Here is a 15,872-nt window from a genome sequence, read left to right as displayed (position 1 = left end):
GAGCAGTTTTCGCGCTATGGACAAACCGGATCTCTCTACATCCCCCAGAGCCATCTGGCGTCTGACCTGGCCCCAGCTGGTCATGATGTACGTCATGGCAGTCATGACCCTCACCCCGGTGTGGACAGCCGGGCGCTTTGGCGCAGACGTGCAGGCCGGCCTTGGCATGGCCAACCAGTGCACGCTCTTTCTCTCCGTCATCTGCCTTGCCATCACCTCGGGCGCAACTGCTGCCGTAAGCCAGTCCCTGGGCGCTCTCAAAATCACCCGCGCAAACTACTACATCACAACCACCTTAGGTCTTAGCCTTGCCCTTGGTCTTGTCATGGGGATTTTGGGGTGGTTTTTTTCCGGGCACATCCTGGAACTTATGCAGATACACGAGGACATACGCCCGGTAGCAGAGACCATCTGGCGCATCTTCATGGTGGGCCTTCCCTTCCAGTACATGTACACGGCCTCGGGCGTCATCTTCAGGGCCACGCGCAGGGTCATCCCGCCCCTCATTGTCGCCTCCCTTGTGACTGTCTTCCACGCCCTGGTCTGCTTTGGCACAAGCTTCGGCCTTTTTGGGCTGCCGCAATGGGGCTACCTTGGCATTGCCTGGGCCACGGTTGCAGCCCAAATCTTTGGCTCAAGCATCAATCTCTTCATCCTCTACCGCGATGGCTACCTTAGGCGCGGGCACATTCCGCCCCTTGTATGGCTAAAAAAGGGCCTGCCATATCTTCTTAAGGTTGCCATCCCAGCGGGCTTTGCCTCCCTTGTCTGGCAGTCCGGCTATCTTGTGCTCTTCATCCTCGTGGCCTCTGTGCCAAACGAGTGCGTTGCTGCCCTTGCGGGACTCACGGCAGGCCTGCGCATAGAGGGCTTTATCTTCATGCCGGCAATGGCCTTCAACATGTCCGCCTCGGTGCTTGTGGGAAACTGCCTTGGTGCTGGCAACGAGAAGGAGGCAAGGCGTGTCTGCCTCTCGCTCCTGAGAACTGCAGTCCTTGTCATGAGCCTCATGGCCCTTGTCATCTGGCCCTTCAGGGAAGAGATCTCCCAGGCCTTTTCCACGGATGCGGCAACACAAGGCTACATTGTCTCCTACCTTTTCTACAATCTTTTGAGCACGCCCTTTTCCGTTGCCTCCACAGTCCTTGGCGGTGTCATGGTAGGTGCTGGTGCTACCCACTACAACCTCATGGTCTTTGGAGGAAGCTTCTGGGGACTGAGGCTGCCCCTAGGCTATCTTTTGGGCCACGTTCTCTGGGGCAATGCCAACGGCATCTTTCTTGCCATGCTTATCTCGCAGGTTTTGCAGACCCTTGTCATGCTGGGGGTCTTTTTCAGGGCAGGATGGACGAAGCACACCATGCGCGCGCACATGCAGCACAAAAAACAGGCCTGACAGACAGCATACCCGCAAGAAGGCGCATATACAGGCAAGGCAAAAAGAAAATCAGGCAAGTCTTTTCCACTTTTCCTCACCTGACAAAAGCGGGAGAGGATCTATCTTTTGCCAGTCTGCCCCCAAAGGGTCAGGCTCCCCTGCGCATTGGCAGGAATACCAACCATAGGGAGGAAGCTCCGGGCCCACGCGGTATCGGACACAACATAATGGGTCTCAACTTCACTGATCTTGACTTCGCCCCCGTCACCCTCGATGAGGCAGAGCGCTTCTACAGCTATTGGGAAAGGACACCCCAGCGCTCCATTGACTATAGCCTTGTCAACCTCTGGGGCTGGCAGCAGCACTACGGCCTTGAGTGGTGTTTTGACGACAATGTGTGCTGGATCCGCCAGACAGCACCCTGCGGGTTGGCCTTCTGGGCGCCTGTGGGAGACTGGACAAAGATGGACTGGGCAGGGGTTCTGGAAGCCGGAACAACCTTCATCCGCGTTCCCGAACAGCTCGAAGCCCTGCTTTGCGAACAATTGGGCGAAAGGGTGACAAGTGTCCCAGCCCGCGGGCAGTGGGAATACGTCTACGCAAGGGAAGATCTGGCAAAGCTTTCCGGCAACCGCTTCCACAAGAAGAAGAATCACGTGCGCGGCTACGCCAAGGCCTATGGCGAGCCGGACTACCGCCCCCTGGACGATCGCATGGTGGAGGACTGCCTTGCCCTGCAGGACATCTGGTGCCAATGGCACGACTGCGAAGGCTCTCCTTCCCTGGATGCGGAAAATGACGCCATCAACCGCGTTCTTGCCCACTACGACAAATTCCGCAACCTTTGCGGCGGCTCCCTCTACATAGAGGACAATATCGTGGCCTTTACCCTTGCGGAAAGGCTGGACGAAGCTACCATGGGCGTGCATTATGAGAAGGGCCTGAACGACATTCGCGGTGTGTACCAGACCATCAACAATGTCTTCTGCCTGCGCGAATGCCAGGATGTGTCCTTCATAAACCGCGCCCAGGACCTTGATGAAGAGGGCCTGCGCATGGCCAAGGAAAGCTACCATCCGACAACCTTTCTGCACAAGTTCACCCTGACCATCAACTAGTCCCCACCCCCGGGGGAGGTTCTCATGCCAAGCCAGCTTCTCCGCCATGTCTGCCTTGTTCTCTGTCTTGCCCTTTTGTGGGGCTGCGCCGCCAAGGCGCCTGTCGTCTACAAGGGGCGGCAGGACATAGCCGATCTGGAAAACTTCCCCCAGGACCTCAACGCCTACCTTGGGGCTGACCAAAATTCCCCAATTCTGACTCCTGCAGAGGCTGCGGACGCGCTTGCAAAGTACAGAAGCACTCTCTACGCAGCCTGGTCCATGAAAAAGCCCTCCATCTCCAAGAGGGACGCCTCCCTCATGGTCAACAGGAAGACTGCCAGGGGCTGGAAGAACGGGTCCCAAAAGTGGAAGAACGCGGAGTGGGCGACCATGCGCAAAAACGCAAACATGGCCTCCTACCCCAATATGAACAGGCCAGGCATTGTGGTGCGGACTACGGATTTGCGGGAAATGCCAACGCACACGCCCCGCTTCACAAAGCCCACGCCTGATCCCTACGAGGATCCCTTTGACTACTTCCAGTACTCGCGCCTTCCCATAGGCATGCCGGTGCTTTTGTGTCATATTTCCAAGGACAGGCGCTGGTACTACGTGGAAACACCCCTTGCCTGCGGCTGGGTGGACGCAAAGGATTTGGCTCCTGTCTCCGAACCCTTCATGGCAATGTGGAAGTCTGCTAGCCTTGGCGCCATTGTGCGCGAAAACGTGCAGCTGGACGAAAGCCGTACTGCGGACATCGGTGTTATCCTGCCCCTGGCAGGCAACGATATGGTTCTGGTTCCAGTAAAGGGGGCAAACGGCGAGGCAGCCATACGGCAGGCAGTGCTTGCCCCGGGAAGCATCGAACCCATGCCGCTGCGCATGACTCCTGCCAACGTGGCACGCCTTGGCAACCAGATGATTGGACAAAAGTACGGCTGGGGCGGCATGTTCGGCTTGAGGGATTGTTCTGCCATGACAAGGGATCTCATGGCTCCCTTTGGCATCTGGCTTCCGCGCAACTCCCAGGCCCAGGCAAGGGCTGGCGAGCGCATATCCCTGCAGGGCATGAACGCAAGGCAAAAGGAAGTCACTGTACGCGAAAAGGGTGTTCCCTTCGCAAGCCTTGTGACCATGAAGGGCCACGTGGTCCTCTATGTGGGTGCCTACAGGGGCCGTCCGGTCATATTGCACGACATCTGGGGGGTTCGCGTAGACGAGCCCGCAGGCGAGGACAACAGACTCATCCTAGGCCGCGTTGTGCTCTCCAGCATGACCCCTGGCAGGGAGCTCCCCACCCTGACAGGCGGGCAAACAATAGTTGAGCGCTTCCACACCCTGACGGTCCTTGGCGGAACGCCGAGGTAGGCCGAGACTATGTCCCGCACACTGCAACTTACTGTCCCTCCGAACGCCAGCAAGGTTCGCCTGGACAAGTTTTTGAGTCAGAATCTGGAAAATTCCGGCACAAAGGCGGAAGCAGCCCAGGAGGAGGCCTCCGAGGACAATGTTGAAGAGGAGCTCTGCACTGACGAGGCCGCTTGTTCCAAGGCAAGTTCCGGCATATCCCGGGAAGGGATAAAGAGGCTTATCGCAAAGGGGCTTTGCCTTGTGAACGGCAAGACCTGCACGTCTGCCTCAGCCAAGCTTAAAACAGGCGACACAGTCGAGATAGAGCTTGCAAACGAAGAAAGCGGCCTTGTTCCCGAAGAGGGAGAGGTCAAAATAGTGCACGAGGATGCGGACGTTATAGTCTGCGCCAAGGAGGCAGGGCTTACCGTTCACCCCTGCCCCTCCTGCCCCGCAAACACTCTTATAGGTCGCCTGTATTCCCGCTATCCGGAACTGGGCGCCATGGGGGGACTCAGGCCTGGCATAGTACATCGTCTCGACAAGGAGACAAGCGGCCTTCTGGTTGTCGCAAGGAACGAGAGGGCAAGGCTTTTTTTGACAAGGGCCTTTGCCCAAAGACAGGTTCGCAAGATCTACCTTGCCATCGTGGCAGGCAAGGCGCCCGAGACAGGTTCCTGCGAGATGAGCATAGGAAGGGACCCTGTGCACAAGACGCGCATGGCCTGCGTGCCCCTCTCCCAGGGCGGGCGCGAGGCAAGGACAACCTTCGAAAGATTGTGGGTGGCAGGTGACGAGAGCGCATCATTGGTCAGAGTGCACATCCATACCGGCCGCACCCATCAGATACGCGTGCACATGGCACATCTGGGGCACCCGCTCCTTGGGGACGCAACCTACGCGCCTACCCCCATAGCTTCCCTTGCACCCAGAGTCATGCTCCACGCCTTTTCCCTGACAGTGCCCCATCCATCTGGGAGCAAGGATCTTTCCTTCACCCTTTTCCCGCCGGAGGATTTTCTGGCTTGCCTGCAGCGCCTTTCCTTTGCAACGCAGACCCTGGTTGTCACTGGCAATCCCGGAAGTGGCAAGAGTCTTGTTTTACGGATGTTTGCACGCCTGGGCATTCCCACCATCAGTGCGGATGAGCTTGTGCAGGGCTACTACAGAGCAGGCGGGGAGGTTTCAGAGTGGCTTTGTCGCAGGCTTGGCAGTGACATTTTGGGCCAAGACGGAAGTGTAGACCGCACTGAGCTCATGGCAGCCTTTTCAAGGTCTCCCGATTTGCGCAGGGAGGTTGAGGAATTGTGCCACAGACTGGTTTTGGGGGACATACGCGACTTTTTTGCCAGCTGTCAGAAGGAAAGACGGAAATTGGCAGTTGCCGAAATCCCGCTCCATTTCGAGTGCGGCTGGCACAAGGGAGCCTTTGAGCCTGCTCCGCTTGCGCTTGGTGTCAGAGCTCCCCTTGCCACCAGAAAGACAAGACTTTCTGCAACCAGGAACTGGTCAGAGGAGAAGATTGAAACCATTGAGCACTGGCAGTGGGACGAGGACAAGAAGCTTTCTGCCTGCGACCTTGTGCTCGACAACACTGGCGACAAGAATGCTTTGGCAAAGGGCCTTGAGGAAGAGGTATTGCCGGAACTTGCGCGCAGAAGAGAGGAACGTTCGGCAGGGATGAGGGCGTACTTTCAGAGGCTTTTGCGTGAGCCTGGCTCGCAGGAAAGGAGCTGACGCAAGGGACGCCGGCGTTTGAAGGATTGAAGGACAGGGGGAAATGAAGGCCATGGGTCACGACAAGAAGACTGGCAAGACAAATGCTGCACGCCTCTTGGACGAGCTTGGGATCCGGTATGACATGCACGAGGCTGAGGTGGATCTGGATGACCTTTCGGCAGTGAGCATGGCTGCAAAGCTGGGTGAGGAAAACGCCAGGGTATTCAAGACCCTTGTTGCCAGGGGTGACAAGACTGGCATTCTCATGGCCTGCGTTCCAGCGGATGCTGAACTGGATCTGAAGGCATTAGCCCGGGCCAGTGGCAACAAACAGGTCGCCATGGTGCATTTGAAGGAAGTCTTTCCCCTCACAGGCTATGTGCGCGGCGGATGTTCTCCGCTCGCTGGCAAAAAGAAGTACCCTGTCTATGTGGACGAGACCGCAATGCTGCACGAAACAATCTTTGTGAGCGCAGGACAGCGAGGTGTGCAGCTGGAACTTTCCCCGGACGATCTCTTGAAGGCTGCAGAGGCCGAATACGCGGCAATAGCCCGCAATCCCGAGACACTGGAGCCGTATTAGCACAAAGGGCGAAGTGCCCCGGGATTTGTACGGGCGCAAAAAAAAGAGCCCGCCACACACGAGGAAATGAAGCGGACTCTTCTGTATCAGGAGTGCGATACGTATCAGACTCTGTCGGGATAGTAGGCTGCTGCTTCCTGGCTTGCCATGGTGGCTGCGCATGCATCGCACAGGCCGTCGTATTCCACGCGGCTTTTGAGAATGCGGGCAAAGCCCGGAACCTGTATGTTGTCGATGGCAGGCTCGCGCACAGGGGAATAGATGTCTGCGACGCTGCCGCAGCACACGCAGCGCACGTGCTGGTGGGGCTGCATGTTGGCGTCAAAGCGATTGGTGCTGCCGGCAATTTCAAGTTTGGCAATCTGGCCGCTCTCCGTCAGAAAGAGCAGATTGCGGTAGACCGTGCCAAGGCTGATTCTCGGCAGTCTCTGGCGGACAATCTGATAGAGTTCGTCCGCAGTGGGATGGGTCTTAAGCTTGCGCAGCTCCTCAAGAATGACAGCGCGTTGCTGCGTCATGCGCGTCTGTGGTTGATGGTGGTGTTCTGCCATGAACGTACTCCGGTATTTGATTTAACCAATTAGTAAAAGTTATCTTTAACGGTGTCAAGAGGTTCAGCCACTTGAAAAAAACCGGAGTACAAGGCAGGCAGCAGGCGTGATTTTTGGGGTGCTGGTACGGGATGTGCAAAAAGAGAGTGCTCCCCACGATGGCCTGAAAAATGTCTTGTATTTTGATAAAATGTGATATTGCCACTTTTTTTGTTACGGGGAAAAGGTTGTCATGACCTCTGTCAGTAATGTTTGAAATTGCCAATAACATAAGTCTTGTCTGTAGGCAATAGAAGCACTTTCTATTCAACAGACGGAAAATACATATGTTTTCTCTCAAATTCTCAGATTTTGTGCGTTTTTTATGTCTCGTTTCCTCCCGAAAAACTGACAGAGGTCCTGTCAGTTTTTCTGGTTTAGCTTGGGACACAAGGAAGGATACGGCGTCATGCGCTGGTCTGCCCAGGGATTGGTTGTGCGGGCAGATTTTCCGAACGGATCCCAGGCGTACGAACAAACTCTTATGGAGGAATAGGTCGTATGAGACAAACAAAGGGAGCAATCGGAAACCTTCTCAACCGCTACAAGGCTGTGTTGAAGAAATGCAATCTGCTCAACACCTTTGGCTCGCTGGCTGTGGCCAGCATGCTGGTCATGGGTGGAGCTGGCGTGGCAGCGGCTGTAACCCCTGAGGACTGGAACAATCAGGGAGATCTCGCAAATGATACAGTTTTGGAAGGCACATATGACGGTCTGACAAACAACCATGGTTGGTACGCTGGTGTTGCAACCGTTGGGTACGTAGGAACAGGAATCTCTGTTGAGGATAACACCCACTTCACCAATAATACCACTACTGTCAGCATGGGCGGTGCCCTCAAGATTCTCAATGGAATTGAGATCGGTGACAATGTTTTGTTTGAGAGCAACAAGGCATCAGATTCCGCATATGGTGGCGGTGCAATCTATATCAAGCTGAACAATGATGGAGAGCAGAGCGCAAATCAAAATGTAACTATCGGGAACAACGCTAAATTTATCAATAATAGTGGCACCTCTTGGGGTGGCGCAATTGCCCTTGAGTATGGCAATCTAGTTATAGGTGATGGTGCACAATTCCTTAACAATAAAACTTCTGACACCTTTGAAGAAGCAAAGGAATCTGACGGTGGTGCTATCGCAGTATGGCATGATCCTGATAATGGAGACACTGCTGGTAGCTCACTTTCTGTCAGCAAAGCATTATTTGATGGCAACTCTACCACGGTGGGCGGTGGTGCTATCTACAACAAAGACGGACAAATAGCTATTGATAGCACTCAATTTAAAAACAATTCGAGTAACTATCATGGTGGTGCCATTTCCAATGAATCCGGCAATACAGCTATTGATGGAACAATTACTGTTACAGATTCAATTTTTGAAAACAATAGTTCTGGAAATGGTGGTGCCATATGGCAGGGCACCGATGGTGTTGCTACGATAACTGGGAGCACTTTCCAAAACAATACTGCTATGATTGATGGTAGACCGCAACAGGGCGGCGCCATCACAACAGCTAGTAAAATGCATATATCTAGCACTACCTTTACAGACAACAAAGCTGGCAAGCTCGGCGGTGCCATCGCCAACGTCAATCCTTCTGGTTTGGAGAGTGAAGGTCTGACCCTCGCAGACGTTACCTTTGACGGCAATAGCGCCGGAGAAAAGGGTGGAGCTTTATACAATGGTGCACAAAATTCTGTCACATTCACTGGCACCAACGTTTTCCAAAATAATACTGCAAACGAGCAAGCCAACGACATCCACAACAGCGGCTCAGTCACTGTAGCTAGTGGTACTACATCTCTTGGCAGTGGCTATTCACAGGACAAGGGCAGCTTGGAAGTGAATGGTGGCGCAACTCTGGAAAGCCTCGGCACCATGGATATCAGTGGTGGCGCAGTGAGCTTTGCTAATGAGAGTACCTTTGTCGTCAATGGCAGCAATATTACTGAGCAGGCGGCTATAAAACTCTCTGGTTCTGCTGGGTTGGATGTAGCTGAGGGAGCAAATCTACTCGTCAGGGATGCAGTCGATGGCCAGTCCTACAACATAGTTGACAATGAGGGTTCTGGGACAGCCGGAGAGTGGAAGAATATTGCCTCTAGTTCGAGCTTGATTGAGCTGAGCATGGAAAACGGCAGCGTGACAAGTACTGCCGTTGACGCAGCCAGTGTTTTGCCCGGCCTGAGTGGTGATATTGCCTCTCAAGTCAACGGCATCACCAGCATTGCCGATCGCACCAACAGCGAATACGCAGGTGTCCGTTTCCTTGCCCGTGCCACTGATAGTCTCTTCCTCGGAAACGACGCGAAGGCAGCTGTTTCCACCATCGAAAGTGCTGCCCGCATCGCCTTTGCCGGTGCTGTGCCGCAGATGACCAAGATGGCTTCCGACGCTGCCACAAACGCGGTTGTCAACCGTCTGGGCTTCGCCAATCCCGACAATGGCGCAAAGGCCATGAATGTGGATGGCAAGCTTGTGGACGACAAGGCTCTCGGCCTGGCCCTCTGGATTGCACCCCTGTGGTCCAATCAGACAGGCTTCGGCATGGAAGCAGGCAACCTTGACTACGGCTACAATGCCAACCTCGGCGGCATCTCCCTTGGTGCCGACTACACCTGGGCCAACAACTTCCGCGCAGGCCTCATGTTCAACATCGGTGGCGGCTATGCCGAAAGCTCCGGTGATTTGAGCGAGACCACCAACTCCATGACCTTCTGGGGTGTGGGCGCCTACGGCGGCTGGAAGTACGAGAACTTCGCTGTCATAGGTGATGTGTCCTACACCTCCACCTGGAACTCCGTGGATCAGGACGTCGACTCCCGTATGCAGATGGGCGACCTTGAGGCCGACATTCAGGCTTCTGCAATCAGCGCCGGCCTGCGCTTCGAGTACAAGCTCGAAACCCAGTACCTCGACTTCATCCCCCATGTTGGCGCCCGCTACATGAGCATCAACACCTGGGGCTACGATGTCGAAACCAACGGCGGCACGGTTCTCGAGGGCGACGGATTCCAGCAGAACATTTGGACCTTCCCGGTGGGCATCACCTTTAGCAAGGAACTCGAGATGAACAACGACTGGTACTTCAAGCCATCCGTTGACTTCACGGTCATTCCCGCTGCCGGTGACATCAAGGCCAAGGAAGACGTGCGCTTCACAGGCCTGCCCTATTCCACAGAGATAGAAACCCAGATGATGGACTACTTCACCTGGCAGGGCGGCGTAGGCCTTGAGTTCGGCAACGACACCATGAGCGTGGGCGTGAACTACACCCTGCAGGCCGGCCAGAATTCCACTGGTCACGGCGTGTTCGGCATGTTCCGCTACGAGTTCTAAACCTCCTAACAACCAGGCTGCGGGTTTGCTCCCTTTCCCCGCAGCCACTCCATTTCAAGAGCCGGTCTTCGATTCCTTCCCGAATGACCGGCTCTTTTTCGATTGCGTAAATCTCCGGATTTTGAGAAATTCCCCGCAGCGTTCACACGCAAAAACTTTCCCCTTCACCCCCAACAACCCTGTTTCCTCTTCCATATTCCGGAATGGGGGACAGAAAGAAGAGTTTCCACAATGACCAAATCTCCCTATCGTCTTTCCCTGCTTTGCATTCTCTCGCTGGCCCTTCTCTTGACCGGCTGCATGAATCAGGATCCGCAGATTGTCTGCGTTGATGTGCAGAAGGTTTTGACAGATTCCAAGGCAGCAAAGGAAGCCAACACCCATCTGGCACAGGTGCAGGACATCCTGCAAAAGGGTCTTGCAGCCTACCAGGAAGAACTGAAGAAAAGCCCCGAACAGCAGCGTGAACAGGAGCTCAGGCAGGGTCTTGCCCTTCTGCAGCGCCAGCTCGTCATTGAACAGGCAGCAGCCAGGGAAGTTGTGCAAAAGCACATGATGGCCCAGATCGCGGCCTGGCAGAAGGACAAGCCCAAGGTCGCAGTCATAGCAAAGCAAAACCTCCTTGCCGCTCCCGCCTCTGACATCACCGCCGATATCATCACCCGCATGGACGCAGGTTCCGTGAAGTTTGCAGACCTTCCCAAGGTGACCATCACCCCCAGGCAGGACGCGGCAGACTCGAAGGCTGACGCAAAGGCCAAGGACAAGAAGGACGCCAAGGCGGACAAGAAGTAGTCCCCCCACAGCCCACAAAAAATCAACCGCTACCGGGGAAAGTGCACAACTATCACGAGCAACATCACAGAAGAAAGCTTTTGAAGGAGCATACAATGAGCGAGAATCAGGAAAAGCAGCCCCAGCAGGTGCGCATTGCAGTGCTGCCGGCACCCGAAATGAAAACCCTCTACACCAACGCCTTCCAGACCAATATTGCCCAGGGTGAACTTCTGCTCACTGCCTCTGTTTCCAGGCAGGAAAAGGACGACAAGGGCCCCTTCCTCTCCCTGCAGCCCCAGGCAGCCCTTGCCATGACGCCGGACAGTGCACGCCGCCTTGCAAGCGCCCTTCTTCAGGCCCTGCAGCAGTACGACGAGCGCTTTGGTGTCCACCAGGGACAGGACGCCCAAAACTAGCCCCATGCAATAGATAGTTCAACCAAGGAACTATATAGTTCTATTTTTGAACTCTACACAAAAGGGCCTGTTCGCGAAGTCTTTTCGCGGGCAGGCCCTGTGCTTTTGTCCTTTTCCTGTCAGCCTTTTCCTACCGACTTTTCTTCTGGCATCTAGGGCAATAGACTGTGCCTCTGCCGTTCAGGACAACCTTTTTGAGGCGAGCTCCACACGAGTGACAAGCCTCTCCGCCCCTGCCGTAGACCATGAAGTGGTTTTGGAAGGCGCCCACATTGCCGTTGGCGTCGTGGTAGTCCCTGATGGAGCTTCCGCACTCCTCGATGGACAAAAGCAACAGGCGCACGAGTTCGACGTACAGACGTTTTTTGTCCTCCACGCTCAGGCTGTCGGCGGTGCGAGCCGGGTGTATTCTGGCAGCAAAGAGCGATTCGTCTGCGTAGATATTGCCAATGCCCGCAATGACGTGCTGGTCCATGAGGACACTCTTGATGGTTCTCTTGCCGCGTATGGCTTTGGCGAAGGCATCCTCTCCCATGCTCAACGGCTCCGGCCCAAGCTTCTTCCAGGACGACCACTCTTCCAGAGCCTTCCTGTTTCCCAGGAAGATGCGCCCGAAGGTGCGCACGTCATTGAACACTATGCGGCACCCATCCTCTGCTGTCGCCTCCCCTGCCCTTGCCCCAAGCTCCATGACACAGCGCGTGTACTTGCCAGGGCTTGCGGCCTCACTCTCCCTCATGGCGCCCTCGTAGGCCATGAGACTTCCAGTCATGCGCAAATGCGTGACCCAGAAAAGCTCCTCGCATCCTGCCCGCTCAAGCCTTGCGACTATGAACTTTCCCCTGCGAAAGACTTCGGCAACAACAAAGCCCACAGCCTTGCTGCAGGGCAAGGACTCTGACACGCTGCAGGGTCGCACCTCGTCCATGGAGAGAATTTTCCTTTTCAGCACATGCGGTGCCAGGGTGCGCACCACTGTTTCCACTTCCGGAAGTTCCGGCATTTTTTCCTCCCTTTTCCTATGCACGCTGCAATTGCCTATCCTTGCCCCCTGCAGCGCTCCCGCAGAACACAAGCTGTCACTCAAAAGCCACATTCCCAAAGCACAATCGACACGCTTGCCCCCCCACTATGCAGCAACTTCTTTTCGGCTGTCATGTCCTTCCCGATTCCTTCCTGTTGTCGGGAAGGATCTTTTTTTGGGCCTGGCAAGCGGTATGACGTTCATTTGTGAGGATGGCATTCCCCCTTCGAAAACGGTTGGCGAATTTCGTCTTTTGCCGCGCACAGTCTGGACCGATTGGCCGAATTTGGATAGAGTTTTACAAAAGGGTGACAAGGGGAGCCCTTGGGTTAGCCCCAGTGTCTTTCCCTGCGCCAAAAGGGGAGCATGCAGCACATCTTCCCTGTTTGGCGTACCTTCTTCCTGTAGTGCAATCTCCCCTTCCACTCAAGGGAGAGCAGGCATGAGGAAGACTTTCACATGGCACATATCGCCCGCAGAGCACGGGATTTTCCCTCGTGCCTGTAAAAGGCGGACAATCGCACCTTTCTTTGGAGGGAATGATGAAACGCTTTCAAGTTTTGCTTCTCGTCTGCGCCTTCGTGTTCGGCATGGCATGCCTCCATGCCACTCCTGCCGAAAGCGCCACAATCATCAAGATTGCCGGCATGAAACCCGAGGGCGAGCCCGAGACCGTTGCCATGCACAGCTTTGGCAAACACCTGGAAAGGCTGTCCAACGGCAAGTACAAGGTGCAGGTGTTCCCCAACAGCATGCTGGGCAAGGAAGACGCCTACATCGCCAATACCCGCAAGGGCATCATCCAGATGTGTGCCACAGGCACCCAGACCTCTTCCCTGCAGCCTTCCATGGGCATGCTCGAAACGCCCATGCTCTTTGACAGCTATGAGCACGCCCATCGCGCCATGACCGGCAAGACCTTCGAGCTCATCAACGAGGGCTTCCCGGAAAAGTCCGGTTTGCGCATGCTCAATGCCTTCCCTCTCGGCTTCAGAAACTTCTACACAAAGCATGAAGTGAAGAGCATCAACGACATCAAGGGCCTGCGCATGCGCGTGCCCAACATCCCCCTCTACACCAACTTTGCCAAGGAATGCGGCATCAGCGGCCAGCCCATGCCCTTCGCAGAAGTGCCCGCTGCTCTTGACCAGGGCGTCATCGATGGTGGCGACAGCCCCCTGTCCGACATCATTGCCGACAAGATGTACGAGAAGTGCCACATCATCACCCAGACAAGGCACATCCTCGTGATCCACGCCCTCTACATCAACGAGAAGTTCTACCAGAAGCTGCCCGCTCAGGACCGCGCCTGGTTTGACGAGGCTGCAAAGCTGTGCGCAGAGGAAACCTGGGCCAATGCCAAGGCCGTTGACGAACACGCCATCAAGGAAATCACAGCCCACGGCGGCTCCGTGAACGAGCCCTCTGCAGAGCTGCACCAGTACATGCTCGACGCTGGCAAGCGCAGCTGGCAGCTCTTCCTCGATCCCAAGTCCGCCAACTACGTGCCCAACGCCCAGGCCATCCTGGACAGCGCCGCAAGCTACCGCGACGCAAAGTAACTAGCCTTTTCGGGTCCGCTTTTCCCGCCCTGCGGGAGAAGCGGACCTTTTCTTTTTGGAAGCATGCGAGGGAAGCGTTCGGCCATTTGGAGAGATGGAGCCGGGCTCCCTTTCCCCCATGTTTTACGTGTCAGACAAAGGAAGGAGAGCCTCTTTATGGCAAACGAACAGGAAACTCCTGAGAGCGCACAGAAGGAAGAACAGACCTCAAAGGGGCGCTTTCTTTTCGAAATTTTCTGTGCCGTCATCTTTCTCGGCATGATAGGCCTTGTGACCTACAATGCCTTCTTGCGCTACGCCTTCAGGTCCAGCTTCCCTCCGAGCGAGGAATGGGCCCGCTTTCTCTTTATCTACGTGACCTTCTTTGGCGCAATAGAAGCTTTCTATCACCACAGGCACATTGCCGTTGACCTTGTCACAGACAAACTGCACGGCATGTCCAGGAAGGTTGTCGACATCATAGCGCACATCTGTTCCATAGCAGCCATGCTGCTGCTCCTTGTGGGTGGTATCGAATACGTGAAACAGACCATGGACACCTATTCGGTCTCCACCAACATCAACATGAGCATCATCAACTCGTCCCTGCCCATCTGCGCAGCAGTGGCACTCGTCATCTTCCTGAAGGATCTTGTACAGCTCATAAAGACCCCGGCAGAGCTTGTGAATCCCAAGGTTTCCAAGGAAGAGAAGATAGCCGAGTTCATGAAGGACATGTAGGAGCAAGATATGGAACTTCTGATATTTCTCGGCACCCTCTTCCTGTTCATGTGCCTGGGCATTCCCCTGGCTCTGGTCCTTGTCATCTGCGCCATGGTGCTCATGTTCCACAGCGGCATGTGGGACACCATGATCATCCCTACCTCCATGCTGGACGGTGCCAACAACTACCCCCTCATGGCCATCCCCTTCTTCGTCTTTGCAGGCGAAATCATGGCTGCAGGCGGCCTCTCAAAGCGCGTGGTTGCCCTGGCCCAGCTCATGGTGGGACGCATCCGCGGCGGCCTTGGCTACGCAGCCATCGTGGCCTCCATCATCTTTGCTGGCCTCATGGGCTCCTCTGTGGGCGAGGCTGCAGCCCTTGGCGGCCTGCTCCTTCCCATGATGAAACAGGTTGGCTATGACCACGGCCGCGCAGGCGCAGTCATTGCCTCCGGTGCAATCCTTGGCCCCATCATCCCGCCGAGCACAAACTTCATTATCCTTGGCGCCACGGTCTCGGGCCTCTCCATCACCAAACTCTTCATGATAGGCTTAACACCCGGTATCATGATTGGCCTTGCCCTCATGGTCATGTGGTGGTTCATTGTCCGCAAGGACAACTACAACGACACCATTACCTTCACCCGTAAGGAAGTCATCCGCATCCTGCTTGACTCCACTCCGGCCTTTCTCATGCCCGTGCTCCTTCTCGGCGGTATCCGCTTCGGCATCTTCACCCCCACCGAGGGCGGCGCCTTTGCTGCCATTTACGCCATTGTGGTCTGCATGGGCTACTACCGTGAACTCTCCATTCGCCAGCTCATCCGCGTGAGCGCCTCTGCAGCCAGAACAACGGCAGTTGTCATGTTCATTGTGGCCACAGCCTCGGCAGTGGGCTTCTTCATCACCATTGCCCAGATTCCGCAGCAGGTGGTGGAATTCTTCAGACCCCTCATCGATTCGCCGAAGCTTCTTTTGTGCGCCATCATGGTCTTCATGCTCTTCATGGGCATGGTCATGGACCTCACCCCGAACATCCTGATCTTTGCCCCTGTGTTCTACCCCCTCATCTACGAGGCCGGCATCGATCCCTACTACTTCGGCCTGCTCTTCATCCTGAACCTCGGCATAGGCGTCATCACCCCCCCTGTCGGCACAGTGCTCTATGTGGTGAGCGGCATAGGCGGCATAAAGTTCTCCTACCTCGTGAAGAAGCTCATGCCCTTCATGCTGGTGGAAATAGGCATGCTCTTCCTCTTGCTCTTCTTCCCCGATTTGAGCCTCGTTCCCTTGAGCTGGCTCATGTAGGAAAAACAGGCAAGGCTG

Annotated in this window: 13 protein-coding genes and 1 pseudogene; 12 read left to right on the top strand and 2 right to left on the bottom strand. The window is 55.4% G+C overall.

Going from position 1 to position 15,872, the window contains the following annotated elements; translation table 11 throughout:
* Positions 1-16 precede the first annotated feature (16 nt).
* The 5 genes from B5F76_RS04055 (at position 17) to ybaK (ending at position 6,130) form a co-directional block, all read left to right on the top strand.
* On the top strand, positions 17-1,396 hold the full coding sequence (locus B5F76_RS04055; RefSeq protein ID WP_162608675.1) for an MATE family efflux transporter: 1,380 nt from the start codon (positions 17-19) through the stop codon (positions 1,394-1,396).
* A 209-nt stretch (positions 1,397-1,605) separates the two neighbouring features.
* Positions 1,606-2,496: a DUF2156 domain-containing protein gene (locus B5F76_RS04050; protein ID WP_087351671.1), complete on the top strand. Its 891-nt coding sequence runs from the start codon at positions 1,606-1,608 to the stop codon at positions 2,494-2,496.
* A gap of 24 nt (positions 2,497-2,520) precedes the next feature.
* Positions 2,521-3,846, top strand: a complete 1,326-nt coding sequence (locus tag B5F76_RS04045) for a C40 family peptidase (RefSeq protein WP_087351508.1) — start codon at positions 2,521-2,523, stop codon at positions 3,844-3,846.
* 9 nt (positions 3,847-3,855) lie between these two features.
* Entirely contained in the window at positions 3,856-5,565 is a 1,710-nt protein-coding gene (gene coaE / locus B5F76_RS04040) for a dephospho-CoA kinase (RefSeq protein WP_087351506.1), read from the top strand.
* A gap of 43 nt (positions 5,566-5,608) precedes the next feature.
* On the top strand, positions 5,609-6,130 hold the full coding sequence (gene ybaK, locus B5F76_RS04035; RefSeq protein WP_239406955.1) for a Cys-tRNA(Pro) deacylase: 522 nt from the start codon (positions 5,609-5,611) through the stop codon (positions 6,128-6,130).
* A gap of 104 nt (positions 6,131-6,234) precedes the next feature.
* Here ybaK and B5F76_RS04030 read toward each other — a convergent pair whose 3' ends face one another.
* The gene (locus tag B5F76_RS04030; protein ID WP_087351503.1) at positions 6,235-6,681 is read right to left on the bottom strand and encodes a Fur family transcriptional regulator; all 447 of its coding nucleotides are present in this window, start codon (positions 6,679-6,681) and stop codon (positions 6,235-6,237) included.
* Positions 6,682-7,221: 540 nt separating this feature from the next.
* Here B5F76_RS04030 and B5F76_RS15545 point away from each other — a divergent pair.
* The 4 genes and pseudogenes from B5F76_RS15545 to B5F76_RS04015 all read left to right on the top strand — a co-directional run.
* Positions 7,222-8,139: pseudogene (locus B5F76_RS15545) on the top strand (hypothetical protein); the annotation flags it as partial.
* 57 nt (positions 8,140-8,196) lie between these two features.
* Positions 8,197-10,065 carry an autotransporter family protein gene (locus B5F76_RS04025; protein ID WP_239406954.1) on the top strand — a complete coding sequence of 623 codons (1,869 nt, stop codon included), beginning with the start codon at positions 8,197-8,199 and terminating at the stop codon, positions 10,063-10,065.
* A 231-nt stretch (positions 10,066-10,296) separates the two neighbouring features.
* Positions 10,297-10,860, top strand: coding sequence for a hypothetical protein (locus B5F76_RS04020; protein ID WP_087351497.1), 564 nt, complete (start codon positions 10,297-10,299; stop codon positions 10,858-10,860).
* Positions 10,861-10,955: 95 nt separating this feature from the next.
* A complete protein-coding gene (locus B5F76_RS04015; RefSeq protein ID WP_087351494.1) occupies positions 10,956-11,258 on the top strand; it encodes a DUF3467 domain-containing protein in 303 nt (100 codons plus the stop codon).
* A gap of 130 nt (positions 11,259-11,388) precedes the next feature.
* On the opposite strand, the gene mutM is transcribed toward B5F76_RS04015, so the two are convergent.
* Positions 11,389-12,261: a bifunctional DNA-formamidopyrimidine glycosylase/DNA-(apurinic or apyrimidinic site) lyase gene (gene mutM / locus B5F76_RS04010; protein ID WP_087351491.1), complete on the bottom strand. Its 873-nt coding sequence runs from the start codon at positions 12,259-12,261 to the stop codon at positions 11,389-11,391.
* A gap of 563 nt (positions 12,262-12,824) precedes the next feature.
* Here mutM and B5F76_RS04005 point away from each other — a divergent pair.
* The 3 genes from B5F76_RS04005 to B5F76_RS03995 all read left to right on the top strand — a co-directional run bounded on the left by B5F76_RS04005 (position 12,825) and on the right by B5F76_RS03995 (position 15,854).
* A complete protein-coding gene (locus B5F76_RS04005; protein WP_087351487.1) occupies positions 12,825-13,844 on the top strand; it encodes a TRAP transporter substrate-binding protein in 1,020 nt (339 codons plus the stop codon).
* A 156-nt stretch (positions 13,845-14,000) separates the two neighbouring features.
* Positions 14,001-14,564, top strand: a complete 564-nt coding sequence (locus B5F76_RS04000) for a TRAP transporter small permease (RefSeq protein ID WP_087351483.1) — start codon at positions 14,001-14,003, stop codon at positions 14,562-14,564.
* A 9-nt stretch (positions 14,565-14,573) separates the two neighbouring features.
* Positions 14,574-15,854 (top strand): TRAP transporter large permease, encoded by a 1,281-nt coding sequence (locus B5F76_RS03995; protein ID WP_087351480.1) that lies wholly within the window; start codon positions 14,574-14,576, stop codon positions 15,852-15,854.
* Positions 15,855-15,872 lie beyond the last annotated feature (18 nt).

This window comes from Desulfovibrio sp. An276, from assembly GCF_002159665.1.
Classification (GTDB): Bacteria; Desulfobacterota; Desulfovibrionia; order Desulfovibrionales; family Desulfovibrionaceae; genus Desulfovibrio; species Desulfovibrio faecigallinarum.
Note: the sequence above shows the minus strand (reverse complement) of the source record. Positions and strands in the feature narration are given on the sequence as shown.